Here is a 25851-nt window from a genome sequence, read left to right as displayed (position 1 = left end):
AAAAGCCCCACTTCAACTGAAGCGGGGCTTTTCTATTTATCTTACATATTTGAAGACATTGACAAAGAATAACAGGGCAGACAGCGCTACAGCAATACCACCACCAGACACGAAAAGCTCAAATAACCAGCGTGGTACATCCCAATACACCATCATCATGCCAACAAAAAGGAAGGGTAAACCGAGATTGTAAAGCCAGAACTGTGCTTTGGCGAGACCTGTCTCCGCAGCATTTTTATAAATCGAATAAATTAAACCAATGAATCCAGTAGTCAGCCAACCTACCACACCAATATGAGCATGTGTCGCTTTCCATTGAAGTTGAACCGTATAATGCATAAACAGGCCAAAAGCAAAAACAATCAATAAATAAAAGACTGAAACCTTTATCCATTTAGCACCCATTATCCACAACTCCTTTCTTGAAAGTGATTTTAGCTAGCTGCTACAGTATATTCTTGTCAAATTAAAAAGATGCTTGTATGTATTTGAAAATAAATGTAGTTGGTTTTCATTAAACTAAAATATTTAATGGGAACTTTTTGTAATATGTAAACTTTTCATGGAGTTCTGCGTTGTATAGGCAGAAGGGAGGTGGACATGTTAAAGCAATCAATGAATGCATTTCTACAGCAGGCGGGAACGCTGCTATATCGTTATTTGAGAAAACGGGGATTAGCCCATGAGGATGCAGAAGATATCGTCCAAGATACATGTTATAAATTTTTATTACATAAAAATGGAATTCAGTCAGACAAAGTAATGAGCTGGTTATATCGTGTAGCAACCAATCAATTTTATGATCTCAAGAGAAAAGAAACACGTCATCCCACAATAGAATTAGAGGAAGTTCAATTGACTTCATTCATTCATATTCCTGAGATCCAGATGCTAAAGAAAGAAAAATTAAAGGATATCCACAATACACTCGAAACACTATCCATTTTACATCAGGAATTATTAATCCTGAAATATGAGCTGGGATTATCGTATAAGGAAATTTCAGCCCTGATGAATAAGAATGAAAACACACTAAAAACACATGTCAGACGTGCTAGGGAAGAATTTACTGAACGATTTAAGGAGGATGTTCATGATGAATAAGGAAGAAAATGAATTTTTGTTTGATGATAAACAAACGAAAAAAATAATGAGAAAGGCAAGGTTTTGGTCAACAGTCAAAATGATTGGGATTACATTGGTCGTTATACCAATTGTGCTAATAGCATTATGGTATGGGCTGAGGGCTTTATCGTTAAATAGTGCGCAAAAAGTAATGGATGATATTCATTTATTTAACGAAATAAGTGCGCCCAATGTCCAAATTAGTAATCAGGTTTATGACGATTATTTGCTGGGAGGGAAAATAACAACAACAACCTATAAGGTGCTTGGAGAGCAGCATCGGCCATATATTTGGAAGCCTATCAAAAGCGATTATAATTTATTTGGAACGCTTACACGAACGGCCATTTCTAGCCCCATCCAAATAGAAGGTTCAGAATCACTGGCTGAAACATATCAATTCGAACGGTTTAATGACTACACAGGTGACCGAGAAATGTTTTTTTATCATCCAAGGATTTCCTACGACCATTATCAAGATAATATTAGTGAACTGCATCAATTGGAGAAAAATACTTTAGTAGAATTAGCTATTTCCTTTAATGATGCCTATAGTTTTAGGGAAATTAAAAGCAAGCTACCTTCTGAAGTACAAGTAGATTGGTGGTGGGTGGATGCCTATACAGATGATACACTAGATTTTTTTAAACAAGGACAGAATACGATTTCAGCCAATGATCCATACATTTATGGCTTCCAATCAGAGCAATCCAAACCAAAACCCCGACGCACTTCAAATGATGAGGTTGAGACCTTTATTCGAAACATTGAGCTTCTGCGTAAAAGCAAGAACTTTGATTGGAAAACAAACCAGGTTTATCAAGCTTTAGTAGGGGAAAATGGAACCCTGGAGAAAAGTGATGTGAAAATAACTGGGGCTGTCGTAACTGGTACTCCAGAGCAATTGCAGTCTTTACAAGGACAAACCTACATTAAAGGGTCTATATTTGGTGTAATATCAAATCAGAAATAGAGCGAAGGAAAAGAGTAATCGGCACAAACATGTAGAAAGATCAATTTTAGAAAAGCTTATTTTGGATGAACCCTTCTCCAGAATAGGCTCTTTTATCGGAAACAATTTAGTTTAAAATTAAATAGTTTAATGTTAAACTATTAACAGATAAACAAGAAGGAGATGTTGTTGCAATGGGTAAACTACAAAACAAAGTGGTCATCATTACTGGTGGTGCAGGTGGTATTGGTAGTGGAATGGCAAAAGCTATGGTAAAGGAAGGAGCGATTGTTACAATTGTTGACTTAAATGCAGAAGCAGGCGAGGCAATGGCAAAAGAATTACAAGAAATGTCTCCGAAGTCTATGTTTTTACAGGCTAATCTAATGGAACGCGACCAATTACCAAAAATTATTGATACAGTCGTAGAAAAATACGGTAAACTAGATGTGCTAGTTAATAACGCTCATGCTGCTAAACAAGTTACAATAGAAGAAACTACACAAGCAGATCTTGATTTGTCATTTGGAACAGGTTTTTATCCAACCTTCTATTTAATGCAAGCAGCCCTACCGCATTTAAAAGAAACTAAGGGTAATATTATTAACTTTGCATCTGGAGCAGGCATTCAAGGTCATGAAACACAGGCTGCTTATGCCGCTGCCAAGGAAGCCATTCGTGGTATTTCCCGTGTTGCCGCAAATGAATGGGGACGTTTTGGTATTAATGTCAATATCATTAGTCCGCTTGCTGATTCACCAGGTGTACAAGCATGGGCAAAAGCACAGCCAGAGTATTATGAAGCGGTGAGAAGTAAAATCCCGTTAGGCCGTTTTGGTGATATTGAGCAAGATATTGGTCGAGTAGCTGTTTTCTTAGCTTCTGACGATTCTCAATACATTACAGGTCAAACGATTATGGTGGATGGAGGCTCACTAATGCTTCATTAATTCTCAGCGTTTGAGGAGGATTTTTTTGAAACAGACAAATATTTTTAAACTGATTCATATGATTGAACAGGTGAACAATGCGAATATTATACGTTTTACAAAAGCGTTCCCATATCCTTTAGGAATTTCACCAATTTTAGTTTTAAATGAGCTACATGTCAAAGGCCCTCAAAAACAAGCCGAATTAGCTGAGACAATCGGCTATACAAAAGGTGCTATGACGAGCATTGCCGAAAAGCTGGTCAAGCTTGGATTAGCAGAAAGACTATATGATCCATCCGACCGTCGCACCATTCGCTTACAAATTACAAACGAGGGTCAAAGCGCTTTAGCAAAGGCTCAATCTATCGGAAAAGAGGTCTTTGTACAGCTTTTTGAAGTATTAGATGATGAGGAAATTGCCCAATACTTGCGGATTCAAGAAAAATTAGTACAGGGTATCCAGCAGAAATAACCATGTAAAAAAATCAACCTACCTTTTAAGAGGTGGGTTGATTTTTCATTGTTGAGGCGGATTGGGTACGTTAACTGGCGGATAAAACTCAAAATGTGACGGATAAAAAGAGGAATCTGGCGGATAGCCTTCCTTTTTTTGCGTGATAGAATGTCTCTAAGTGGATAGAATACCCAAACTGGCGGATAAAACTCAAAATGTGACGGATAAAAAGAGGAATCTAGCGGATAGCCTTCCTTTTTTTGCGTGATAGAATGTCTCTAAGTGGATAGAATGCCCAAACTGGTGGATAAAACTCAAAATGTGACGGATAAAAAGAGGATTCTGGCGGATAGCCTTCCTTTTTTGCGTGATAGAATGGCTCTAAGTGGATAGAGTGTCCAAACTGGCGGATAAAACTCAAAATGTGACGGATAAAAAGAGGATTCCAGCGGATAGCTTTCCTTTTTTAGGTGATAGCCATGCTCAGCACAATACGAATGTCCATAGGAACTGCTTGAAATGAAATAGTTCATTTAAAATCTAATTGTAAAATAGTTGAATTTATTGAAAATTGTCCGTCTTCATTCTATAATCAAAATACGGTTCTATTATAGAGACATTTGAGGTGTGAAATGACATTAAAAACATTAGATAACTCATTGGAGGTACTGAAATATTTTAATAAGGAAAATCCTACATGGGGTGTTCGTGAGCTAGCAAAAGAGATGGATATTAGTCACTCCATTATTTATCGGATTTTAGCAACCTTCGAAAAACAAGGCTTTCTTATTCAAAATCCTGAGACAAAAAAATATGAATTAGGGCTTCGCTTTCTAGAATATGGCCAGATGGTTAAAGATAAATTAAATCTTTCTGACTTTGTTTTACCAATTATGATCAACCTTGCAGATACCATCAAAGAATCCGTATTTTTAACATGGCTGGATGGAACAGATGGTGTCACAGTAGAAATAGCTGAGAGCTCTCAAACCATTAAGTTTTCAGTGTCGATTGGCACGCGGACACCACTACATATCGGGGCATCTTGTAAAGTCATCATGGCTTATCTACCTGAAGAGAGAAAAAAGGAGATTATGGAGCATGGGATGAAAAGATTAACTCCTGAAACCATTACTGACCCTGCTGAAATGTTAGCCGATTTAGAAAAAATACAACAACAAGGCTGGTGCTTTTCAACAGGAGAGTACTCTCATTCAGTATTTGGGCTAGGTGTACCTCTTTTTAATAGTAAAAAAGAAGTCATTGCCTCTTTAACAATTGCTGGCCCTATTTATCGTAAGCCAACAGAGGAGAAGTTACCTGATATGGTGAATGTTCTTCAATATGGAGCGATGAATATTCAACGGTATTTCGATCAATACAGCTTTAAATTATATCATGAATAAGCATGAAAAAGAGGCTCAAGATAGACATTAACTATCTTGAGCCTTTGCTTGGATTTCTCTCATGATGGATACAGCTGTGTCGATTTCTTCAAACGTATTAAAATAGTGTGGTGAAAAACGTGCCATTTTAGTAATCTGATTGCGTTCCATAATGGTATTCGCCATAAATGTGCCAGCTTCAATGATGACCCCTTGGTCTGCTAAAGCATTGGTTAGCTCATCTGGTGACAGCCCTTCAATGTTAAACGGCGTAATCGATAATCGATGAGCACTATTTTGAGGACCATATAAGACAATGCCTGGAATGGTGGCAAGCTGTTCAATTAAATAGTTTGTTAGCTGCTTTACACGATCATATATGTGGTGGATACCAATATTGTTCGCATAATCAATAGCTGCCCCTAATCCGAAAATACTTGGAATGATCGGACAACCTGGCTCAAAACGTTTAGCTGTTTCTAAAAATGAATAGGCATTGTTCTGATAATCCCACTGGGTGCTGCCCCAGCCAATCATAATAGGCGTCAATGTTGGAATGAGTGCTTCTCGTACATATAAAATACCTGATCCTTCAGGGCCGCGTAGCCATTTTCGTCCACATGCAACTAGAAAGTCACAGCCAAGCTCGGCAACATTCATTGGTGTTAAACCAAGTGTTTGATTGGCATTCATCAATGTTAGTACATTGTGTTGCTGGGCTAGCTGACATATTTCTTTGGCAGGCTGGAGTGCCCCAGCAGCATTGGACATATGGGCAAAGGCAATCAATTTTGTTTGTGGTGTGATGAGTTGCTCAAGTGCATATAAATCTACCATATATTCATCATTGGTTTTTAACACTTTCAGCTGAACCCCTTGCTGCTGAAGGGCAAGCCAAGGCACATAGTTACTCAACATTTCTGTGTCGAGCACTATAACCTCATCCCCCTGTTTCCATTGCAAGCCTCCAGCGACATAATTAATCGCCACTGAACCGTTTGGCATAAAGGCAATTTCCTCTTTTATTGCGCCGATGAACAATGCGGCTTTTTCTCGAATACGCTCTACTTGCGCATACGTTTCTTGACGAAAAGAGGGCAGGTAGGGACCAATACTTGCTTGTTTTTGGAGATAGCTAGTCATTGCATCCACGACTGGCTGTGGCATGGCAGATGCAGCAGCTGTGTTTAGATATATATAGTGTTCAAGTAGCGGCATATCCTGTTGTATTTTCCTCATATCGATCATTGTACACACCAACCTTATAAAATGATTAATTCTTTCGAATAGGTCATTAAATTTTCGTAACCATCTTCTGTAACAATTAAATTATCCTCAATACGAACACCACCAACATCCTGCACATAGATACCTGGCTCCACGGTAAAGGCCATGCCTGGCTTTAACACCAGTTGATTCCGCTGCATCATATAAGGCTCTTCATGTGCGCTTAAACCAATGCCGTGGCCAAGTCGGTGTGTGAAATAATCGCCATAGCCAGCATCGCGAATAATGCCTCTTGCCAGATCATCAATGGCATGAGCTGTCATGCCCGGTTTTATGGCTGCTATGGCTGTTTCATTTGCTTGCTTCACAACGCTATAAATTGTTTTGAGCGTTGGAGAAACTTCTCCTAAAGCAACCGTTCTAGTCATATCCGCCACATACCCCTTATAAATCGCGCCAAAATCTATGACGATTAATTCACCTGTCTCTATTTTCTTCGTGCTCGCTCTACCATGAGGAAGCGCACCTCGATAACCAGAAGCAACAATGGTTCCAAAAGGTGTTCCCTCTGATCCACGTCGTCTCATTTCATATTCTAATTGGGCTGCGACTTCCATTTCTGAAATACCCGCTTGAATAATCGGTAATGTGGCTGCAAGACTTTCTTCGACAATCTGTACAGCCTGACGCATGAGGGCTATTTCGTGTTCATCTTTTTCCATACGTATATCACGAATGGTTTCACCGATATCACATAAATTGTCATATGTAAGGCTTTCGATAGCTTTCTGCTCCTTCACGCGCATGGTGTCAAACTCAACGCCAAGTGTCTGCGCTGTTGCTAGTTCTTTTTTTAGTTGCTGGATGGCCTGTGTAGGTCCTTCCTCATCCGAATAGGATAAGATTGTCCCACCATAACTTACGTCTATTTTTGTTAATTCTACTTGTGGAACGAGAAAGTATAATTGATGATGAGCAGTAATAGCGGCTACTGTTAGGCGTTCACTTTGCTTTAACTGGAGACCTGTAAAATAATACATGTTTGACCCTGGCACTAGTACTGCTACATCAATTGACTGTTGTTGCATACGGGAAACAAGCTGCTCTCTTCTTTTTTGAAACATTGAGTGATTCCTCCTAAAAACGTTTCTATTATAGAGACGTTGTATCTAAAAAAATAGTATATATCAACAATAATGAATTTTCAATAAATTAGGATAGCATCATTTTGATAGAGGGAAATGAATGTAAAAGGTAGATAATTGACAAATGAGGGAATAGTATGCTGTAAATTTAGTAAATACTAGTGTACGTCTTTTTTTCGTTCATTATGCATATAAGTAGACTAGATAAACTTTTTTCCAACTTAATACGTCAAAAAGAGGGGCAAAATTGTTAAGCAAGAAAGGACTTATGTATGGAAAAAAACATGAAACGCTCAAAAGAGAAAAAGAGCAAGAAAAAATTATGGCTGTGGATTGTTGGTAGCCTATTAGCAATTTTTTTGATTTTTTTAGGTACTGCCTACTTTACCATCCAAAAAACTATGAATAAAATAAATACACCACTTATTCAAACAACAGATGCAGCACAACCAGAAGAAAAAACAGTGATTAAAAAAGATCCTTTTTCAGTTCTAATGCTTGGGGTCGATGAACGAAAAGATGATAGTGGTCGTTCCGATACCATGATTGTAATCACTGTAAATCCTGAAAAGCAGACGATGAAAATGCTTAGTATACCCCGTGATACTCGAACAGAAATCGTTGGTCATGATACGGTAGATAAGATTAATCATGCCTATGCCTTTGGAGGCGTCCCGATGGCTGTGGATACGGTCGAAAATTTTTTAAATATACCCATTGATTATTATGTGTTTATTAATATGGAGGGTTTTTTACAAATTATTGATACGCTGGGTGGCGTAACAATCGATAATGATATGGATTTAACCTTTGACGACTATCATTATCCAAAGGGAGAAATCACATTAGATGGTAATGAGGCCCTTATTTTTTCTCGTATTCGTTATGAAGATCCTCGCGGTGATTTTGGACGCCAAATTCGACAACGTCAAATCATTGAAGCGGTGATGAAAAAAGCCTCCACACCATCAACATTATTAAAAGCAACCGATATGTTGAATGTACTAGGCGACAATGTTCGCATGAATTTTTCAGTGAAGGACCTTATTCAGCTACAAGGTATTTATAAAAAAATGGATAAGGATATTGAGCAGTTATCGTTTGAAGAGGGCGAAGGTGAAAGGATTAACCGCATTTGGTACTATATTCCGAATGAGGCAGAGCTTCAAAAAATACAAACAGATTTACAAAACCATTTAAAAAAGTAAGTAAGCAAGTTGCTTACAAATGTCGCATATTAGTTGTTAACTTTTTGGCCACGAGGGGAGGGAGATGAATGAATGGGAGGACCCAGGTGCTGAGGTATACAGCGCTGAATCATTGCATGCAAAGCTATGTACCTAAACGTAAAGTGCGAAAAAATCCAGTCCAATCAGCAATTAGAGGCCTACAAGTATTATGTTTAAAATTATTTATATAAGGGATAAAAAATCATTCAGGTAGGGTGCATGCCTAGTTGAATGATTTTTTTGCTGTTATTCATCTTTTTTCGATATTTCTTGAAATATCAGAAAATTAAGTGTATACTGACATTAGAAATGGTTAAAGGAGTGATTGTGATGATTATAGGCACAATTTTATTAGCATTTGCATTACCAGTGGGTATCGTATTAGCAGTAAATTTATTAAACGAGCAGCATCACTCTGCTACACAAACTAACCATTCATAACGATGAAACAGCAAAATATCAATTTCTAGACAATGTTACTTTGTAGCCTTGTCTATTTTTCTATGAATAGGAAACAATTTGTGTGATTCATTCGTCAATAATAGTGAGAAAATGTTATACTATTAAAAAAAACAGTATCGGGGAATGAGCATGCAAGCGGAAAAAACATCCAATCTAAAAAAAGAAATATTATCCTACATCAAAATTATTGTCATTACAGCTGTTGTTGTTTTTGGCTGTAAGCAATTTTTATTTGCGCCGATTAAAGTGCAGGGAGCATCCATGTATCCGACTTATCACGATAAGGATATTATTATTGTAAGCAAAACAAGTAAAATCGAGCGTTTCGATCAAATTGTTTTCCAATCTCCTGTCGAAGATGAGTTATATATTAAACGTGTCATTGGTCTTCCAGGGGATAAAGTGGAAATGAAAGACGATGTATTGTACGTCAATGGCAAAGCATACAAAGAAGATTATGTGAACCGTCAAACGGATGATCCTAATCAATTGCGCATTACGGAAAACTTTACATTGGAGCAATTAGTGAATGAAAAAGAAGTGCCAGAGGGCATGTATTTTGTGCTTGGTGACAATCGCCTAAAAAGTAGTGACAGTCGCCATTATGGTTTAATTTCAGAGGATGCAGTGTTTGGTGAATCAAAATTAATCCTATATCCATTTAGTCATTTTCATATTGGCTCAAAATGATGAAAAAAGAGGTCACTCCATTGAGTAGCCTCTTTTTTATTGTTGGGGTAAATCGGTACAGCTTTTATAAGTGGGATAATAGACACAAATCCTTGGATTTTCAACGGTTTCCTTGATGGGCGATGACTTACTTTTCATGGGAGATTGCATTGCTGGTTCTTCATTTGTGAACGCTTCTTCTACTAATTCTACGCCATAAAATAGTATTAAAAAATAGCAGACAAATCCTACTATACGCAAACAATCACCTCGTAAAATAGTTATTGTATGTTTATATATATGGTCAAATTCGTCGAAATATAAGCAGAAAATCGAAATTTTCTCTTACCAAAAAGATTTTTAGATGCAATGAATTCTATGAAAAAAAGCTATTGTCAATGAAATTTTGATGTGCTACTATAGCTAGAGTAAATATTTGATCTGTATAACCTCAATAATATGGATTGAGGGTCTCTACCAGGAACCATAAAATCCTGACTACAAAACTTTGCTTCATTTTTGTAGTTAGGATTTTTTATTTTGTTTTAAAACAATCTCCTACAAAAATGAGCGTGTAACGAAGGGGAGATTACGATGAATTGGAGAGTTTATATTCTTGCTGTGACTACCTTTGCAGTAGGGTTAGTTGAATTAATTGTTGGCGGAATACTGCCTAATATTGCAGAGGATTTAAATGTATCTTTAGCGACAGCGGGACAATTAATTACTATTTTTGCACTTGTTTATGCGATTTCTGCGCCTGTTCTACTTTCCTTGACAGCCAAGGTGGAGCGGAAGCGCTTATTCCTTATTTCTTTATTTATTTTTACGTTAGGGAATCTAATGACCTTCTTTAGTACAACGTTCATCATTGTACTAATTGCGCGTATTTTCACAGCTATGAGTACAGCGTTAGTAATTGTTTTATCATTAACGATTACAACTAAAATTGTAGAGCCTCGCCATCGTGCTAAAGCATTAGGGCTTGTTTTTATGGGCGTAAGTTCTGCACTTGTGATCGGTGTGCCAATGGGTATTTTTATTACAGAAGCGTTTGGTTGGCGGGCTGTATTTTTAGGTATTAGTGTACTGTCAACGATTTCCATGATATTAATTGCCCTATTACTTGAAAAAATGCCAATTGGAGAAGTAGTGCCACTCAAGGCGCAAATCAAATCCCTGGCGAATTTGAAAATCCTGACAGCACAGTTAACTACCCTGTTTATGCTAGCTGGTCATTACATGCTGTACGCCTATTTAACACCATTTTTAGTAGAGGCATTTGATATGAGTGCTTCATGGGTTAGTATTTGTTACTTAATCTTTGGTATTGCCTCTGTTAGTGGGAATGCTGTAGGTGGCTGGGTGAGTGATAAAATTGGTACAAGTAAAGCCATTATTTTAATTGTCTCAGCCTTTGCCATTGTCTTATTCAGTATTCCTTATACAATTATTGCCCTTCCACTGTTTTTAGTGTTTACGGTTTTATGGGGTGCATTGAGCTGGGCACTGACACCGCCATTACAAAATTACTTAATTCAGGCGGATCCTCAATCATCGGATATTCAGCAAAGCCTAAATACAGCTGCTCTACAAATTGGTATTTCTATCGGATCAGCAGTTGGTGGCGCAATGTTTGCATGGACAGGGTCTGTAATGCACCTCGCTAGCTTCGGTACGATTCTAGTTCTGTGTGCCTTAGGCTGCGCGATCTTTTCTATTAAAAGAGCACCTCTTAGACAGGAGCAGCACGTAGATTATCAATCAGCACACCATCATTCATAATCGAACAATCGCCATGAAAGGTATTGGGAAAGCCGTCCCAATACCTTTTTAAATTGGTTTGCATGAATCTATTTTCGTACACTTTCCAAAATTAATTTCTCTATGGTTTCTTAGCATACTCTAATTATCTATGGAATAGATTGTTGTAGTTAATGAATTTACAGATTTGAGTAGTTTGAGATTTTAAGAGCGAATATTATTTTTTAAGAATAGTAGGAGACTTTCAAATCTTGTAAATGGAAGGAGAATCCAATGACTGAATATCATCAACAATCATCTGCTGAAGTCATGAAGATATTGAACGTCACCACGCAAGGTTTGACTGATGATGACGTCCAAAAGAGGCAACAGGTCTATGGCTATAATGTATTAGAGGAAGGGAAAAAAACAAGTACGTTGGCTGTTTTTATGGGCCAATTCAAAGATTTATTGGTCATCATTTTACTTGTTGCTGCCTTCGTTTCCTTTCTACTAGGAGAAGTAGAAAGCACCATTGTAATCATGATTGTGGTTATTTTAAATGCCATTTTAGGTACAGTGCAGCATGTCAAGGCAGAGCAATCATTAGATAATCTGAAAGCATTGACCTCTCCCATTGCCAAGGTCATGCGCAATAATCGACTAGTAGAAATTCCTTCTGAAGAAATTGTGGTAGGGGATCTTCTGATGTTGGAGGCGGGAGATTATATTAATGCGGATGGAAGACTACTAGAAAGCCATAATTTACACATCAACGAAAGCTCTCTTACAGGTGAATCGATAGCTGTGGCAAAAAGCACAGACCCTATTCGAAAAAACAATATCACCATTGCGGATAAAAAAAATATGGTGTACTCAGGAAGCTTTGTGACCAATGGACGTGGCATCGTGATGGTTACGGCAATTGGGATGCAGACGGAAATCGGAAAAATTGCGAATTTACTCGATACAGCCAAGGAAAAGAAAACACCATTACAAATTAGTCTCGATCAATTCGGTGAAAAGTTAGCCTTAGGGATTACGCTGATTTGTTTAGCAATCTTTACGATTGACCTTATCCGAGGACGAGCCTTAGTAGAGTCCTTTATGTTTGCCGTATCTCTTGCCGTTGCGGCTATCCCCGAGGCTTTGAGTTCCATCGTGACGATCGTATTAGCTTTTGGCACCCAAAAGATGGCGAAGGAAAATGCGATTATTCGCAAGCTTTATGCTGTGGAAAGCTTGGGGAGTGTATCGGTCATTTGCTCTGATAAAACAGGTACTTTAACAGAAAATAAAATGGTGGTACAGGAAGTTTTTGTAGATCAGAAGAAGATTCCCCATGATTGGCTTAATCCAACGAACCCAGTGGAAAAAGAGCTAATGGTAAAAGCGCTTTTATGTAGTGACGCTGTCGAGCGCGAGCAGAAAGAAATTGGTGATCCTACAGAAATTGCGCTTGTGAAATTGGGGAAACAATATGGTTTAGATGAATTGAATATACGTGAGCAATATCCAAGACTGGCTGAAATTCCATTTGATTCGGCGAGGAAGCTCATGAGCACTGTCAATCAGATGGACAAGCAATCCATCATGATTACCAAAGGGGCTCTGGATGTACTCTTGCCAAAAGTAACGCGAATCAAAACATCAACAGGTATTTTTGAGATAACCCCGCAGCATCGCCAGAAAATCGAGGCGGTGAACCGTGATTTTTCTATGAATGGCTTAAGGGTGTTAGCCATTGCTTATAAGGAGGTATTGCCTCTACAAAAAGTCGATCCACGAGCGGAACGAGATTTAATCTTCGTCGGCTTAGTAGCGATGATGGACCCGCCAAGAAAAGAGTCGAAAGAGGCTGTGGAAAGCTGCATAAAGGCAGGCATTAAGCCCGTCATGATTACAGGTGACCATAAAATTACAGCAACCGCGATCGCCGAACAAATTGGTATTTTGAAAAATCCAGCTGAAGCTATAGAGGGACATGCGCTCGAAGGCTTAACTGATCAAGAGCTGCAAGAGAAAGTACAGGATTATTCTGTGTATGCCCGTGTTACACCAGCCCAAAAAATTCGAATTGTTAAAGCATGGCAGGATAAAGGACATGTTGTGGCCATGACAGGAGATGGTGTCAATGATGGACCTGCTCTGAAGCAAGCAGATATTGGGGTGGCTATGGGCGTGACAGGCACAGAGGTTGCAAAAGATGCCTCATCCATGATTTTAACGGATGATAATTTTTCAACGATTGTCAAGGCAATTGCCAATGGTCGTAGCATCTATACAAATATTAAAAATGCTATTCTGTTCTTATTATCTGGAAATGCAGGCGCTATTTTTGTCGTGTTATATGCAACGGTTCTGGGCTTACCTGTTCCTTTCGCACCTGTCCATCTACTATTCATCAACTTATTAACAGATAGTCTGCCTGCTATTGCCATCGGTTTAGAGCCAAATAATAAGAAAACAATGAAGGACAAGCCTAGAAACATTCATACCCCTTTATTAAATAAAGCCTTTACCACACAAGTTGTGCTTGAAGGGATATTAATTGCCATCTCCACCATTATTGCGTTTCAAATCGGTTTATCGACAGGCGATACGTTAACAGCAAGCACGATGGCCTTTACAACACTATGCTTGTCAAGGTTAGTGCATGGCTTTAATTCTCGATCCAAACAATCCATCTTTGCGATTGGTGTATTTTCGAATAAATATACGTGGTTCGCCTTTATCATTGGTGTGCTAAGTTTACACATGGTCTTATTTATGCCGATGCTTACAACGGTCTTTGAGGTAGCTCCATTAACACCAGCACAGCTAGGCTTTATTTATAGCCTATCGGTGTTACCATTCCTAGTCAATCAATGGTATAAGCTACTGTTCGTGAGAAATCGATAAAGATTAAAAAAAGGAGCTTCCGTTAGTTATTAAAACGGAGGCTTCTTTTTAGTGTGTAGAGGCTAATAACCAGCCTTTACTCTTACTTAGGTCAATCAATCTCGCTCCAAGTAGCGCATAACGCATATGGAGTTCACTATATTTGGTTAGATGTGTTTTCTTTACTGCCAGCTCTAAAGCTTGGCTTACGGCAATCAAAGAAGAGGCAATATTCATCGATAAAATAGCACTTACTTCGCCATCATTAATGAAAGATTTCCCACGAATATCCGTTATTTTCATTTTACTGTATTCTATTGATGCTGTTGGTGCCAGCACACCGTTTTCCTTTAATAGCAGTGTTAGCTGTTTATTTTCCTCTTTTAAACATTGAATAAATTCCAATGTAAGGATTTTTAAGTTTTTATCACGCGTATGCTTAAAAAAAGCATGACTGGAAGCAATATAGCCTTGATTGATCCCAAGCTGTGACCAAAGCTTGAAAACCTCCTTAAATCGTAGCGATGCTAGATTTTCATTTATCATTGTCATCCTGACACTTCCTAACTCTTAGGTTGATTTAAGATTAGGATGTAGCAGTAAATGACATTCTATTCATCTTTTACAATAAAAAATGTATAAGAGGTCGCTAATAGTAGGTGCCATAAGGGTACATAGGAGGGTAACGATAGGGATAAGGGTATGGACATGGTTTCATATATTGCTGTGGCATGGTTGGTTTATAAGGGGCTTGATCGGTTGCTGATTGGACACGATTGCAGCCTTTTGCTGGTCCGATATAAGTCGTAGGAACAATCGGTGCAATCGTTTTCTTCCATTGTTCTTCATCTAAACAATACGTATGGGCCATAATATTGGCTGGTGTGAATTTTAAGATATCAGAGCCTAAAATGACCTCTGGCGTTGGCGCATCAAAAATAGCAAGTAGATGCGTGTCATCTTCTGTGGCTACTTCATAATGCCACCAGCCCTGTGGTACATTCGCAACCTGCCCAGGCTTGATAGGATAGTTTTGAATTTTCTTGGTAAAGGGATTCAATAGAGAAACCGTTGCTGCTCCTGCAATACAATAGACAAGCTCTGCAGCATTTTGATGGTAATGTGGCTCGATGACATTGTCTTTACTTAAAAAAATATCAAGCAAAGATGTATTTTCTAATGTATTTAATTGTTCCACACCGAGAATATTAATGTAATTTCGGGAGTCTTTTTTAAAAAGCGTACTTTTATTGACATCAAAAGTGAACGCTGCAGAAGGGGAGCTATAATCGATATTTGAGCTGATACTTACATCCTTTCTCATATAAATTGAGCTATTCATCATCATAGATTATGTTTTAGGTACTTCTAGACTTACACAAATGCCTAGCTACAGTCAGCCTCTGTCTGGATAAAAAATTAGCTAAAATTACCACTTCTATTTCAGAACATACGTGCGTATAATAAAAACACAAACGTTTGTTCTTAGTTATCAAAAACGCTGTTCAACATGAACGCAAACAGGGTCAGTAAAGGAGCATTCAACATGAAAGAACAGTTGATAAAAGCCATGCATCGTCACCAAATCGTTCACATGATGTATATAGCGAAATCAGGTGCCATTACGAAAAGGCGCGTGAAAATCATCCATATTAAAGGTGATTCCTTTACCGCCTTTTGTTTTACAAGGCTAGCGAAGCGTACGTTTCATATTAACAATGTTCTAGCACTTCTGCCCATTCTCCAACGGGAGTCTGAGGTGATATGAATTACAACGACTTCCCACAGAAAGATATTTTTTGTATTGATATGAAGTGCTTTTATGCAAGCTGTATTGCCATGCTAGAAGGGCTAGATGTGCTGACAGATCCAATTGCTATCATCGGTAATTTTGAACAACCTGGCAGTATTGTGCTGGCTGCATCACCAGTGATGAAAGAAAAATTTAACATTAAAACAGGGAATCGGCGTTATGAAATTCCCAAACATCCAGATATTAAGTTGTTTGAACCAAAAATGTCCTTTTTTCTAGAGATGTCCATGGCCATTACGCGTCTGATTGCACAATATGTCCCTCCAGAGGCGATCCATGTTTATAGTGTGGATGAAAGCTTTATAGATCTAACAGGCACAGAGCAACTTTGGGGTTCGCCTGAGCAGGTAGCCAAATTGATTCAGGAAGACATTTATGAAAAGTTTCGCATTCCGTCCGCCATTGGTATGGGACCAAACATGTTGATGGCTAAATTAGCATTAGATTTAGAGGCAAAAAAAACAGGCTTTGCCAAATGGACCTATGCCGATGTCCCAACAAAGCTTTGGCCAGTGCGTCCTTTATCTGATATGTGGGGGATTGGGAAACAGATGGCAGCCAATTTAAATGCGATGGGTATTCAAACGGTCGGTGGATTAGCCCATGCCGATTTAGCCGAATTAGAAAAGCGCTTTGGTATTATGGGTAATCAATACTATTACCATGCATGGGGCATTGATCTCTCCACATTAGGTGAGCCATTGGTGAACAATGCGGCATTAAGCTTTGGGAAGGGCCAAATGCTCATGAAGGATTATCACACACGAAAGGATATTGCAGTTGTACTCCTAGAAATGTGTGAGGATGTGATGCGACGTACACGGGAAGCAGGCTATGTCGGGCGGACTGTTAGCTTGGGGCTCTCTTACAGTCGCAATGCGATGACGAAGGGGTTCCATCGCTCAAGAACCATCGAAATTCCAACCAATGAGACCCTTGTTATGTATCAGACTTGTCTGGACTTACTAGATGAGCATTTTGCGGGTGAGCCAGCGCGTCAATTATCTGTTAGACTGACAAATTTAGAGGCAGAGCGTAGTATTCAGCTTGATTTATTTGATGAGCGTAAGGACCAGCGACAGGTCATTGGTCATGTCATGGATGCGATTCGTAGAAAATATGGAGTGGTGGCCTTATTACGCGCAGCCTCCTATACCAGCGCTGGTACAGCTATTTCACGGAATCGCTTAGTGGGCGGGCATTTAGCATAAGGAGTGGAAAAAATGATAAGAGATAGAGGAACGATGAAATGGACAGCGATGATGCTACCAGAGCATTTAATGCTTTTGAAGGCATGGAAACAAGAGGTGTTGACAGAGTTGCCTCGGGAACATGCTGAATGGGAGCTTGAAGAATTACAGCAAATAATCACACAAGCATTCACACAGCATAACTATATTATGTTAACTATATGGGAACATGGTAACTATGTGCAATGGGGAGGTACCATTCAAGCGATGAACGAGGACCAGCTGCTACTAGAAACCATTACCACAACGAAGCACATCCCGTTAAGATACATTTATGCTGCTCGTATAGAAGATGATGGATGTGATTAATGGAGAGCAACGACGATTATTACATCAATATTTGCTGCTTGATTTAGCTGTGAAATCCTTACAGCACGATCTAACAGTGGCGGAGCATTTTAAGATGAAGCGTGTATTTTTACCTGCTATGGATGCTTTATTAAAGCAGCTACACAAAGATTATTTTCAATTAAAACGTCAGCTCGCCCAACAAAAAATACGATTAGTTGGCTGGCATCGAATTGATGATTATTTTAGTGATGTGCAGGTGGCTACCGCAGGCAATGATGAGGTACTACGCTATGCCAATCAAGCGTTAAAAACACAAGTCGAAGAGCTAATGAATAAACATTTACACAATGCCTAGGCTTACGTCTACGACGAAAAAGCCAAAAGCTGATGACAGGAGTGGTCAGCTTTTGGCGGCTTTATTTCTCGATAGGTTTCACATCAATTTGCTCAACAAGAAACTCATTGTTAGTACGATTAAATTGATAGGTAATACGAACATCGGCTACATAAATAGGTGAGATGCCAATCGATCCAGGGATGTTTAACATTATTTTTTGATTTTCTACTGTATAAATAACCACACCACCGAAAGCAAGTTGCGCTTGCTTGATATCTGGTGCTGGATCAAAGTCATAATCAAATGTAGATTCTTTTCCCTGTGCTTTCATCGTAATCGCTAATGTGCCATCATCTTTTTTCGTAATCGTTGATTCAATAGTATGTGCAACGATGTCTTCATAATGTTGGACATTCATCTCCGATAAATCCTCTCCATTTACCACATGAATCTCATAGTGATTGAGGCCTGTCCCTCGTCCAGTTTGGATAATAATAGCAGCCTCTTCCTTATGATCATTTGTCAGATCTGTATAGAATAACTGAGGTTTAGTTCCTGTATCAGGGATTGTCCAGTCAAAATTTTTCCGCTTACCATCAATATCTAAAGTTACCTCTGTAATTTCATTTTGTGCTTCATTTCGTGCAAATAATCTCACCTTCTCATCATCGGAAACGGCGATCAATGGAGCCTCATGCTGTATCTCCAACTGTGATGAGACCTGTTCAGCAGGGGTGTTTACTGTCTCGTTTGGAACAGTAACACTACATCCAGCTAGTAGAGAAATTCCTAATAACCATAGCCACATCTCTTTTTTCAATGTCTAGTTCCACCTTTTCTATAGCTAATTGACTTTATTATACTGTACAAACATGCCCCATAGCAGTTGAATTCGTGAAGGAAAAGCTTATATGCCAGGGAGTGGAGGTGTAACAATGAAATTCTTAGAGATGGTAGGGGAAAATAGAATTCCATTGTTTGTAAGGTACGTCTCTCATTTTGAAAAGCAAATGAGTGACGATCTCTTTACAATGGCAAATTCATAACGATTTGTTCACCAATAGGTCCCATTCTTCTTTCTCCATGATCCATAAAGCCTACTTTGACATATAAATTCTGTGCAGCTATATTTTTATGATTGACGACTAATACTACTTCATTACATTCTTTAAACTCCTGCTTCACAAAATCAGCAAGTGCAGACATAGCCTTTTTAGCATAGCCCCTACCTTGCTGCTGATGGTCGATGGACAGGGCAGTTAGTAACATCGCCTGAGGATTACTAGAATATTGTTGGACTCTGTCCGTTGCATGAAGCACAAAAAAGCCGACAGGTACGCCACCACTTAAAATCACAATTGGATACTGTCCGACCTTCTCGATTGAAATCTCTTGAGGAAGTGCCGTAAATTGGTGTTGTTCTTCAGGTAATTCAAAACGATTTAACTGCTCTACATAGCTTTCAGAGAAATGTACTAACTCAATATTCGTTGTTTCTTGCATAAAAAAGCCTCCTTTTCTAATAGTTTAACCATAGAACAAATGTTCGTCAAGGAGGCTTGTATTAAAATAATGTGGGGGTAGGTCATTTTAACTTAAAAGGGTACCAAAAAGTAAAATAAAAGAAATACTAATCATCACAATAAGTGTAATGACCATTGTTAAAATTCCTCGAAGCAAGGTCGTTAAATTTTTAACATTTTTCATACCGACCAGGCTTAGGTAGAAACAGGCAACTGACAAGAGTAGTGTCAACAGTAATGGATGGAAATGAAGATATGTGTAAAAGAAGTCTCTCATTGAACCTGATAGAAAAAATAATAGAATACAGCCCAAAGATAAGATAAATGACCAGAGATTTAAATTAATTCCCATTGTTTTCCTCCTTCCTATAAAAACGAATTTGTTGTAGGAATGTTCCGATGATTCCGCTTGATAGGGAAAAGGAGAATAAATGTGTGTTGCTAGAACAGGGTCACTCGGACGAAAGTGACCCCAAGCACCAAAAGGAGTGTAAAGTAAAGTTACAAGAACTTTACACTACTATTATTATGTGAAGCTAGCGGTTTAAGATAGTTATCTATCTAAATTACTAACTTTTAATTGTGAGTAAAAATAAATGAGCTAGAAAAAAACGAAAAGGGAGGAGATTTGAATAGCTGTGGTAGCGATTCATGGTAAAAAGGCTTTAGCTTCTGTAATGGAACAGAGGCTAAAGCCTGAGACGATCAATTAACACATGAAGCTAGCACCAACGATAATAAGAAGGATGAATAGTACAACAATAAGCACGAATGTAGAGCTATTGCCGCTTCCATTGTCCCCGCCACAGTAACTATTGAAATTACAGTAACTCATGAAACACACCTCCTTTCTTTCTTTTAAAGTATGTATTGGACAAAAGGGGGGGTTAGCGAGTAGAGAAAAAATGAGTTGTCCCTTCATTCGGGAATAAAGAGGTGAAAGCTTTACTTTATTATTATGATGGAATAGTAGCTTGAGTTAGTTGTTAGCCTGTATAGCATCAAGAATAATGAAACAAATTCTACTAATTGTATTGGTATTCAACACGATGTAAAAAAACATCCGTTCTAGGATGTTTTTTTAGTATAACGGCTGCTGCGTATGACAAGGGGGGAAGCCGTTCACATCATGAATCATATGAAGGTCGTACTGCTTTAAGGCAAATTGACTTTGATACAAATATTCAAGAACAAGCAGTTTTCCTCCTGATACGCCACAGAGGACACCAGAAGTTCCTTGACCATTTGTAAAAGAAACACCAACAGGCTGACCGATTAAATACGGAATTTTATGTTGCCAAGGCACAATAGCCACTCCTTTCACTATAATATATGAAAGGCGTGGCTAGAGGTTCTTACCTTCACAAAATAGCATTCTCTGTTATTGGAAAAAACTAACTGGACACTAACAATTAAAAAGGGCTGGATTATTCGTTTTGCCATTGCTGACAAGTTGACAGTTGAAGTAATAGGAACGATTTTTTTAGTGAATTTGTAGGCAAATGAGATGAAATAGGCTACGAATTATCAGAGGATTACTGGCATCTAGATAGTATGTCAGAGACAATGAAGGAAGTATTATCAATTGGCTTTAATCAATTAGGTCTAGTCAGGATACAGGCAATTGTTGCTGTAGAAAACATTGCCTCCAAGAAGTTACTAACAAAATTCACATTTAAAGAAGAAGGCTATTTAAGACAATATGAATATCATAGTGTTACAGGACAAAGTAGCGTAGCGATATGTTGATCTACTCATTGTTACAGACAGAGTTTGAGAAAAAGGGGTAGGAAAAGGCACAGTCCTATTAGGATGATTGGAATGAGGAGAACCTTCCCAAGAACAATGCAACGGCTTTTAATGAATTAAAACTTGGGGAAATCTCCAACTAAACAGAGTATGTAAAAAGGGATAGCATTGTACAAAAACATCTTGGGGGCGATGTTAAAGGTGCTATCCCGACATTAATGTATGTGAAAGAACTTATAAACATTACCACTGTAAGTAAATTGAAAAGTAATTGAAATAAGGGTGTAAAGCTTTTATTATAGGTATAATCCTAGGCATCATGGATAAAAAAGGTGGTTTTTCCTTGTCTGCTATGGATGAATTTATATTTTCATTTAATAGAAAATTTTTAGTACATATTTTAAATATAATGTCGATTATGAATTGGTTGATTCGCCACCATCTACATGCAAGACTTGCCCTGTAACATGCCTAGAATCATCTGATGCTAAATAGACAAAAGTAGGGGCGACTTCAAAGGGCTGAGCCATTCGGTTAAATAAATTAGTTCCATGTAAGGCGTTTTCATCAGAGGAAAAGCTAGAAGGAATAAGTGGTGTCCAAATACGGCCAGGGGCTATCGCGTTGACACGAATCTGTTTTTTGGCAACGCTTTTAGCTAGGGAACGAGTCCAGCCTACGATAGCCGCCTTTGTAGCAGAATAATCGATGAGTAAAGGTTCTCCAGCATAAGCCACAACGGAGGCAGTGCCAATAATGGAGCTTCCTGCTCGTAAATAAGGGAGAGCGGCTTTTGTCGTATAGAAGTGAGCATATACATTTAATTTAAAGGTTTCATCAAACTGTTCATCCGTGATGTCTGTCAGCTCATTTTGCTGAAATTGAATCCCAACATGGTTACATAAAATATCCAATTGACCAAAAGTGTTCATCGTTTCGGAAACAATGTCTACACATTGTTTTTTAAAGCGAAGATCTCCAGGAAGCAGCAGACATTTTTGTCCTAATTCTTCAACTCTTTTTTTCGTTCTTAGCGCATCTTCATGCTCATCTAGATAAGCAATGGCCACATCGGCCTCTTCTTTCGCAAAGGCAATGGCAGCAGCTGCACCCATCCCGCTATCACCCCCAGTAATAAGCGCAACTTTTCCCTTTAATTTACCACTCCCTTTATAATGAGGATTTTCTATGATGGGTTTAGGAACCATTAAGCTTTCCAATCCCGGTTGGCGTAATTGTCTTTGTTCAGGTTGAGTAAGTGGCACTTCTTTATATTGCGTAATCTTCCCATAGACAGGATATTGCGGGTATGGATCTTCCTTTTTATTGTCCTCAAACCACTTTTGATAAAAGTGGATTTGTGCTAATAATTCACGATAGTCCTTGTCATTCGGATTAGTAATAACCAATCCCTCCTTTTCCACATATACTATGAAAGCTTAGCTTTTTGTGTTAAACATCCAAACAAGCCGTGAAGGAAACAGGAGGACTGAAAATGGAGGTTGAATTTTTCCCAGAAGTTACGCGATTATTAGAAAATGAAGCGTCTACACTTGAGATCCATTATTTGAATGACACCTGGTTAACACCAACCATTGGCGTAAGACCACCTTATTATAGCTACCCAATCTACGAGTCATATTATCCGATTTGGGACAATGAATAAACTGTAAACGAAGAAGCCATCTGATGCTGAAAAAACAACACCAGATGGCTTCTTTATTTATAAGAATATTAATAATTTTTAATCTCTTCGAAAGTCCCGAACGTTGCATCCCGTAGATTAATTGTACCATATATATTTTTCTTCCCATCAATCACTAGCACCTTTGGATGCATGTATTGTCTGGGAATACTTGATTTTTGTCCGTCCGTTTTGTGGAATGCTAAAATTTGTTGCAATGTCACATCATCGGTATACGTAAATCCACCGAAATCATCATTATAGGTATGGAAAGGTACCGGCCGAATGATAGGTAAATAATAAAATGTGCGATCTTTTAGTACTTTTCCTTCCAATAGAACATCTCCATTATTTGTTACTGTGTAACGCTTATCACCGATATGATTCATGGCATCTGTATCAGATACCATCACACCTTGATAGTCGAAATAATATCGGTAATGCACCGTCTTGGGTGTTCTTATCATTTCTTCATTTTTCATAGATAATACATTTCCATTGATTGTATGCTCTATTATGCCAGAATCACTGTTTATGAAATACATAGATATACCTTGTTTATCTAAATATCCTGCTTGTGAACCATATTCTTTTCCTGTATCTAATAATTTGTAATGCGCATCTGTAAAACTATGCATTAAGAAAAGGTTCATATTGATATATCCATGTTGACCTGGAATGTATTTTTTTACAATGGAGAAAGCATTTGATTGCATAAATTGATTTCTTAACTGTAATCGTGATTCGTGAGGGCGACCAAAAAGGCTAGTCCCTTCAATTACCACTTCTTCGTCGATGGCAAAGTTACCATCATAGCGTGCATAAATATGAAGAAGAGAATTAGAAAAGGACACTTGTAAATGGGATTTATTGATCGTTGTTACATTTGAAATTTTTTGAAATCCTAGCTCTTCAGCTGTTTTTTCAAAATGAATAACATGGTGATTGCGCTCAATTAATTTGATTGTTCTTGATAAAAAAGAAGCAAAATGCACACGTGTCACACTGTTTTTGGGATAGAAAGTATCTACATTGGAAATGCCTAAAGCATTAAGTGCCTCTATATAGGGTCTAGCTTCTTTATTTGCTTTCTGTATATCCACTACATCACTTTGCAAATCATAGGCATAGTCAATCAATGAATAGTTTCGGGCTAATACCATAAGTCGGTTTAACGTTAGTGCCATTTGTTCTCGTGTCATGTGATTATATGGATTTAGGCGTCCATTTTCTCCTTTAAAGATGCCATTATCGTAAAGTAAAGTTGAATACTTTAGCAATTCACGATCCTTCACACGAAGGGGCATATCCATAAAACGATCCATTTCCTCCCAATTTTTATCAACCTTCGCTATGCCGTTCTGTTCGATATATCGTCCCATCATTACGACAACTTGACCACGAGTAATCGTCGTGTTTGGGGAAAAAGTTGTCGGTGTTGTCCCCTTAATAATATTTCTTTTTGTTAGATCCTGTACTTCTTGTTGCATTTGATTCGGCAGTTTTTTTATATCATCAAAGCCACTTGCAGAGACAGAAATGTGATTCATTAAAAAAACGAAACAGAATAAAACGAACATTATTGTATAAATAAGCTTTCTTTTCATCTTTCACCTGCTTTAACCAATATCCACAAAATGATAGCATGTTTAAACAGATAAATTCTATTGGTAATGAATAACAAATATAAAGTAACCCAGAGCTAACTAGATTTATTTTGCAGAAGGCTGTGTAATTGCAACTACTTTAGGTTCTCTTCACAATAATTTGCAGTGGCAAGTTCAAGTGATAAAAAGAGATTAATAGCATTAAATACGTTAAGATCAAATAAGGTGAAAGTTATTCATTCTTTTCAGTTAGTAGCGATAATGTTGAAAGGCAGAAATTCCTTTCACTTAAGAATATATTAATCGGCAACAAGCTACAGGTTTTCATTACATTTTGTCATGAGAAAGGATGGTAATATGAGTAGGAATTTTATTATCTTTGGAGCTAGCCAAGGATTGGGAGATGCATTTGTTAAGGGGTTACCTGTCAAAGGAGATACAGTATGGATGGTAGCACGAACGAGACCCAATAGTTTAGAGCTAAATGATGGAGTAAATCGTCACTGGTTATCCATTGATCTGTCTAGTCAACAACAAATTTCCACTTTAAAAGAAGTGTTACAAGGCATTCCGCTCGATGTATTAATTTATAATGTGGGTGTATGGGAAAAGCGTGGTTTTGAAGATGATTATACATTTGATAAGGATGAAGTAGAGGATATTTCGAAATTAATCAATATCAATCTAACTTCTACTATTACATATATTCAGGCACTTTTACCCAACTTAAGACAAGCGGAGCAGGGAAAGGTTATTTTAATTGGATCTACAGCAGGCTTAGATCACACAAACAATGCGCAAGTTTCATTTGTCACATCTAAATTCGGCGTAAGGGGCATTACAAATGCACTGCGTGAACATTTAAGGAAAGATAAAATTTCTGTCACATGCATTAATCCTGGTGAACTGGCAGCAGAAGTACCCTATGAAGAAGGAGCGGAAAAAGCCATTCATTTATATGAAGGTACACGAATCCCCGTACAAGATATTGTCTCTCTTGTGCAATGTGTAATTAATCTATCAGCAGTCTCCTGTGTAAAAGAAATTAATGTCCCAGCCATAACGGATTTAAATGCATGATTACTCAGTGAACGCTACTCAATATTGAGTAGCGTCTTTTAATAAAAAGGACAAATAGATTCCGTGCCTTAGAAAAAATTTTCACGACCCCTTCACACATAACACTACAATTAAGCTCATATAAATAAAGGTAGTAAAAAAATCAACATCCTTTCATCGTCATAACCAATTCTAAAAATACTTCCAGCCTATTAAATCTTAAGAAAATCTTCAGGTTCTACTAGGAAATATTTAAGATTCGCTGTGTATAATTATAAAAAAAGGAAATTCACGAAACCATTTGAAGATTTAAAACGTATTGGTAGTAGGAGAGA

General features: G+C 38.0%; 29 protein-coding genes and 1 riboswitch. Of the genes, 17 read left to right on the top strand and 12 right to left on the bottom strand.

Annotated elements, in window-relative coordinates:
• Nucleotides 1-36 precede the first annotated feature (36 nt).
• Nucleotides 37-405, bottom strand: a complete 369-nt coding sequence (locus NY607_RS10070; protein ID WP_259419616.1) for a hypothetical protein — start codon at nt 403-405, stop codon at nt 37-39.
• Between the two features lie 195 nt (nt 406-600).
• On the opposite strand from NY607_RS10070, the gene NY607_RS10065 reads away from it, so the two are divergent.
• The 5 genes from NY607_RS10065 (at nt 601) to NY607_RS10045 (ending at nt 4869) form a co-directional block, all read left to right on the top strand.
• Nucleotides 601-1104 (top strand): RNA polymerase sigma factor, encoded by a 504-nt coding sequence (locus NY607_RS10065; RefSeq protein ID WP_259419615.1) that lies wholly within the window; start codon nt 601-603, stop codon nt 1102-1104.
• On the top strand, nt 1097-2098 hold the full coding sequence (locus tag NY607_RS10060; RefSeq protein ID WP_259419614.1) for an anti sigma factor C-terminal domain-containing protein: 1002 nt from the start codon (nt 1097-1099) through the stop codon (nt 2096-2098). Before NY607_RS10065 ends, NY607_RS10060 begins: the two co-directional genes overlap by 8 nt.
• Nucleotides 2099-2271: 173 nt before the next feature.
• Nucleotides 2272-3027: an SDR family NAD(P)-dependent oxidoreductase gene (locus NY607_RS10055; protein ID WP_036077242.1), complete on the top strand. Its 756-nt coding sequence runs from the start codon at nt 2272-2274 to the stop codon at nt 3025-3027.
• A 25-nt stretch (nt 3028-3052) separates the two neighbouring features.
• Complete coding sequence (locus NY607_RS10050) at nt 3053-3481, top strand: MarR family winged helix-turn-helix transcriptional regulator (RefSeq protein WP_259419613.1); 429 nt, start codon at nt 3053-3055, stop codon at nt 3479-3481.
• Between the two features lie 614 nt (nt 3482-4095).
• Nucleotides 4096-4869, top strand: coding sequence for an IclR family transcriptional regulator (locus NY607_RS10045; protein ID WP_131521432.1), 774 nt, complete (start codon nt 4096-4098; stop codon nt 4867-4869).
• Nucleotides 4870-4896: 27 nt separating this feature from the next.
• Here NY607_RS10045 and NY607_RS10040 read toward each other — a convergent pair whose 3' ends face one another.
• Nucleotides 4897-6096 carry an aminotransferase class V-fold PLP-dependent enzyme gene (locus NY607_RS10040; RefSeq protein ID WP_259419612.1) on the bottom strand — a complete coding sequence of 400 codons (1200 nt, stop codon included), beginning with the start codon at nt 6094-6096 and terminating at the stop codon, nt 4897-4899.
• 14 nt (nt 6097-6110) lie between these two features.
• On the bottom strand, nt 6111-7199 hold the full coding sequence (locus NY607_RS10035; protein ID WP_259419611.1) for a M24 family metallopeptidase: 1089 nt from the start codon (nt 7197-7199) through the stop codon (nt 6111-6113).
• A 293-nt stretch (nt 7200-7492) separates the two neighbouring features.
• On the opposite strand from NY607_RS10035, the gene NY607_RS10030 reads away from it, so the two are divergent.
• The 5 genes from NY607_RS10030 (at nt 7493) to NY607_RS10010 (ending at nt 14224) form a co-directional block, all read left to right on the top strand.
• Nucleotides 7493-8428 carry an LCP family glycopolymer transferase gene (locus tag NY607_RS10030; RefSeq protein ID WP_259419610.1) on the top strand — a complete coding sequence of 312 codons (936 nt, stop codon included), beginning with the start codon at nt 7493-7495 and terminating at the stop codon, nt 8426-8428.
• A gap of 351 nt (nt 8429-8779) precedes the next feature.
• Nucleotides 8780-8890: a transcriptional regulator gene (locus NY607_RS10025; RefSeq protein WP_259419609.1), complete on the top strand. Its 111-nt coding sequence runs from the start codon at nt 8780-8782 to the stop codon at nt 8888-8890.
• Between the two features lie 150 nt (nt 8891-9040).
• Entirely contained in the window at nt 9041-9601 is a 561-nt protein-coding gene (lepB, locus tag NY607_RS10020) for a signal peptidase I (RefSeq protein WP_016995536.1), read from the top strand.
• A gap of 400 nt (nt 9602-10001) precedes the next feature.
• A riboswitch (purine riboswitch) is annotated at nt 10002-10101 on the top strand.
• A gap of 73 nt (nt 10102-10174) precedes the next feature.
• Nucleotides 10175-11365: an MFS transporter gene (locus NY607_RS10015; RefSeq protein ID WP_036077226.1), complete on the top strand. Its 1191-nt coding sequence runs from the start codon at nt 10175-10177 to the stop codon at nt 11363-11365.
• A 252-nt stretch (nt 11366-11617) separates the two neighbouring features.
• Nucleotides 11618-14224 (top strand): cation-translocating P-type ATPase, encoded by a 2607-nt coding sequence (locus tag NY607_RS10010; protein ID WP_259419608.1) that lies wholly within the window; start codon nt 11618-11620, stop codon nt 14222-14224.
• Between the two features lie 48 nt (nt 14225-14272).
• On the opposite strand, the gene NY607_RS10005 is transcribed toward NY607_RS10010, so the two are convergent.
• A complete protein-coding gene (locus tag NY607_RS10005; protein WP_259419607.1) occupies nt 14273-14755 on the bottom strand; it encodes a DUF3231 family protein in 483 nt (160 codons plus the stop codon).
• A 97-nt stretch (nt 14756-14852) separates the two neighbouring features.
• On the bottom strand, nt 14853-15509 hold the full coding sequence (locus tag NY607_RS10000) for a cupin domain-containing protein (protein ID WP_348638180.1): 657 nt from the start codon (nt 15507-15509) through the stop codon (nt 14853-14855).
• Between the two features lie 240 nt (nt 15510-15749).
• Between NY607_RS10000 and NY607_RS09995 the strand changes: the two genes are divergently transcribed.
• The 4 genes from NY607_RS09995 to NY607_RS09980 are packed head-to-tail and all read left to right on the top strand — an operon-like array spanning nt 15750 to nt 17912.
• Nucleotides 15750-15971, top strand: coding sequence for a transcriptional regulator (locus tag NY607_RS09995; protein WP_048392481.1), 222 nt, complete (start codon nt 15750-15752; stop codon nt 15969-15971).
• The gene (locus tag NY607_RS09990; protein WP_115673299.1) at nt 15968-17227 is read left to right on the top strand and encodes a Y-family DNA polymerase; all 1260 of its coding nucleotides are present in this window, start codon (nt 15968-15970) and stop codon (nt 17225-17227) included. Before NY607_RS09995 ends, NY607_RS09990 begins: the two co-directional genes overlap by 4 nt.
• Nucleotides 17228-17239: 12 nt before the next feature.
• Nucleotides 17240-17575, top strand: a complete 336-nt coding sequence (locus NY607_RS09985) for a YolD-like family protein (RefSeq protein WP_009370357.1) — start codon at nt 17240-17242, stop codon at nt 17573-17575.
• Nucleotides 17559-17912 (top strand): YhjD family protein, encoded by a 354-nt coding sequence (locus tag NY607_RS09980; RefSeq protein WP_009370358.1) that lies wholly within the window; start codon nt 17559-17561, stop codon nt 17910-17912. Before NY607_RS09985 ends, NY607_RS09980 begins: the two co-directional genes overlap by 17 nt.
• A gap of 61 nt (nt 17913-17973) precedes the next feature.
• On the opposite strand, the gene NY607_RS09975 is transcribed toward NY607_RS09980, so the two are convergent.
• The 5 genes from NY607_RS09975 to NY607_RS09955 all read right to left on the bottom strand — a co-directional run bounded on the left by NY607_RS09975 (nt 17974) and on the right by NY607_RS09955 (nt 20723).
• Nucleotides 17974-18714: a hypothetical protein gene (locus NY607_RS09975; protein ID WP_066037246.1), complete on the bottom strand. Its 741-nt coding sequence runs from the start codon at nt 18712-18714 to the stop codon at nt 17974-17976.
• Between the two features lie 206 nt (nt 18715-18920).
• Nucleotides 18921-19397, bottom strand: coding sequence for a GNAT family N-acetyltransferase (locus NY607_RS09970; RefSeq protein ID WP_048392488.1), 477 nt, complete (start codon nt 19395-19397; stop codon nt 18921-18923).
• A gap of 87 nt (nt 19398-19484) precedes the next feature.
• Nucleotides 19485-19769 carry a hypothetical protein gene (locus NY607_RS09965; protein WP_131520028.1) on the bottom strand — a complete coding sequence of 95 codons (285 nt, stop codon included), beginning with the start codon at nt 19767-19769 and terminating at the stop codon, nt 19485-19487.
• Between the two features lie 357 nt (nt 19770-20126).
• The gene (locus tag NY607_RS09960) at nt 20127-20252 is read right to left on the bottom strand and encodes a YjcZ family sporulation protein (RefSeq protein ID WP_081011033.1); all 126 of its coding nucleotides are present in this window, start codon (nt 20250-20252) and stop codon (nt 20127-20129) included.
• Between the two features lie 246 nt (nt 20253-20498).
• On the bottom strand, nt 20499-20723 hold the full coding sequence (locus tag NY607_RS09955) for a hypothetical protein (protein ID WP_004224247.1): 225 nt from the start codon (nt 20721-20723) through the stop codon (nt 20499-20501).
• Between the two features lie 206 nt (nt 20724-20929).
• On the opposite strand from NY607_RS09955, the gene NY607_RS09950 reads away from it, so the two are divergent.
• Entirely contained in the window at nt 20930-21166 is a 237-nt protein-coding gene (locus NY607_RS09950; RefSeq protein WP_259419692.1) for a GNAT family N-acetyltransferase, read from the top strand.
• Between the two features lie 416 nt (nt 21167-21582).
• Here the strand turns inward: NY607_RS09950 and NY607_RS09945 are convergent, their stop codons facing one another.
• Complete coding sequence (locus NY607_RS09945) at nt 21583-22569, bottom strand: SDR family oxidoreductase (RefSeq protein ID WP_036076497.1); 987 nt, start codon at nt 22567-22569, stop codon at nt 21583-21585.
• Nucleotides 22570-22661: 92 nt separating this feature from the next.
• Here NY607_RS09945 and NY607_RS09940 point away from each other — a divergent pair, with 92 nt between their 5' ends.
• A complete protein-coding gene (locus NY607_RS09940) occupies nt 22662-22832 on the top strand; it encodes a hypothetical protein (protein ID WP_167444824.1) in 171 nt (56 codons plus the stop codon).
• Between the two features lie 68 nt (nt 22833-22900).
• Here the strand turns inward: NY607_RS09940 and NY607_RS09935 are convergent, their stop codons facing one another.
• Nucleotides 22901-24457, bottom strand: a complete 1557-nt coding sequence (locus NY607_RS09935; RefSeq protein ID WP_259419606.1) for an S-layer homology domain-containing protein — start codon at nt 24455-24457, stop codon at nt 22901-22903.
• Nucleotides 24458-24814: 357 nt separating this feature from the next.
• Here NY607_RS09935 and NY607_RS09930 point away from each other — a divergent pair, with 357 nt between their 5' ends.
• Entirely contained in the window at nt 24815-25537 is a 723-nt protein-coding gene (locus tag NY607_RS09930) for an SDR family NAD(P)-dependent oxidoreductase (protein ID WP_259419605.1), read from the top strand.
• Nucleotides 25538-25851: the final 314 nt, after the last annotated feature.

Source organism: Lysinibacillus sp. A4, from assembly GCF_024919535.1.
In the GTDB taxonomy this organism is placed as follows: domain Bacteria; phylum Bacillota; class Bacilli; order Bacillales_A; family Planococcaceae; genus Lysinibacillus; species Lysinibacillus capsici.
Note: the sequence above shows the minus strand (reverse complement) of the source record. Positions and strands in the feature narration are given on the sequence as shown.

Bases quoted from the DNA above. Each gene is read 5' to 3' on its own strand.
- NY607_RS10070 (WP_259419616.1), bottom strand. From the start codon at position 405: ATGGGTGCTAAATGGATAAAGGTTTCAGTCTTTTATTTATTGATTGTT.
- NY607_RS10065 (WP_259419615.1), top strand. From the start codon at position 601: ATGTTAAAGCAATCAATGAATGCATTTCTACAGCAGGCGGGAACGCTG.
- NY607_RS10060 (WP_259419614.1), top strand. From the start codon at position 1,097: ATGAATAAGGAAGAAAATGAATTTTTGTTTGATGATAAACAAACGAAA.
- NY607_RS10055 (WP_036077242.1), top strand. From the start codon at position 2,272: ATGGGTAAACTACAAAACAAAGTGGTCATCATTACTGGTGGTGCAGGT.
- NY607_RS10045 (WP_131521432.1), top strand. From the start codon at position 4,096: ATGACATTAAAAACATTAGATAACTCATTGGAGGTACTGAAATATTTT.
- NY607_RS10040 (WP_259419612.1), bottom strand. From the start codon at position 6,096: ATGATCGATATGAGGAAAATACAACAGGATATGCCGCTACTTGAACAC.
- NY607_RS10035 (WP_259419611.1), bottom strand. From the start codon at position 7,199: ATGTTTCAAAAAAGAAGAGAGCAGCTTGTTTCCCGTATGCAACAACAG.
- NY607_RS10030 (WP_259419610.1), top strand. From the start codon at position 7,493: ATGGAAAAAAACATGAAACGCTCAAAAGAGAAAAAGAGCAAGAAAAAA.
- NY607_RS10025 (WP_259419609.1), top strand. From the start codon at position 8,780: ATGATTATAGGCACAATTTTATTAGCATTTGCATTACCAGTGGGTATC.
- lepB (WP_016995536.1), top strand. From the start codon at position 9,041: ATGCAAGCGGAAAAAACATCCAATCTAAAAAAAGAAATATTATCCTAC.
- NY607_RS10015 (WP_036077226.1), top strand. From the start codon at position 10,175: ATGAATTGGAGAGTTTATATTCTTGCTGTGACTACCTTTGCAGTAGGG.
- NY607_RS10010 (WP_259419608.1), top strand. From the start codon at position 11,618: ATGACTGAATATCATCAACAATCATCTGCTGAAGTCATGAAGATATTG.
- NY607_RS10005 (WP_259419607.1), bottom strand. From the start codon at position 14,755: ATGACAATGATAAATGAAAATCTAGCATCGCTACGATTTAAGGAGGTT.
- NY607_RS09995 (WP_048392481.1), top strand. From the start codon at position 15,750: ATGAAAGAACAGTTGATAAAAGCCATGCATCGTCACCAAATCGTTCAC.
- NY607_RS09990 (WP_115673299.1), top strand. From the start codon at position 15,968: ATGAATTACAACGACTTCCCACAGAAAGATATTTTTTGTATTGATATG.
- NY607_RS09985 (WP_009370357.1), top strand. From the start codon at position 17,240: ATGATAAGAGATAGAGGAACGATGAAATGGACAGCGATGATGCTACCA.
- NY607_RS09980 (WP_009370358.1), top strand. From the start codon at position 17,559: ATGATGGATGTGATTAATGGAGAGCAACGACGATTATTACATCAATAT.
- NY607_RS09970 (WP_048392488.1), bottom strand. From the start codon at position 19,397: ATGCAAGAAACAACGAATATTGAGTTAGTACATTTCTCTGAAAGCTAT.
- NY607_RS09965 (WP_131520028.1), bottom strand. From the start codon at position 19,769: ATGGGAATTAATTTAAATCTCTGGTCATTTATCTTATCTTTGGGCTGT.
- NY607_RS09960 (WP_081011033.1), bottom strand. From the start codon at position 20,252: ATGAGTTACTGTAATTTCAATAGTTACTGTGGCGGGGACAATGGAAGC.
- NY607_RS09940 (WP_167444824.1), top strand. From the start codon at position 22,662: ATGGAGGTTGAATTTTTCCCAGAAGTTACGCGATTATTAGAAAATGAA.
- NY607_RS09935 (WP_259419606.1), bottom strand. From the start codon at position 24,457: ATGAAAAGAAAGCTTATTTATACAATAATGTTCGTTTTATTCTGTTTC.
- NY607_RS09930 (WP_259419605.1), top strand. From the start codon at position 24,815: ATGAGTAGGAATTTTATTATCTTTGGAGCTAGCCAAGGATTGGGAGAT.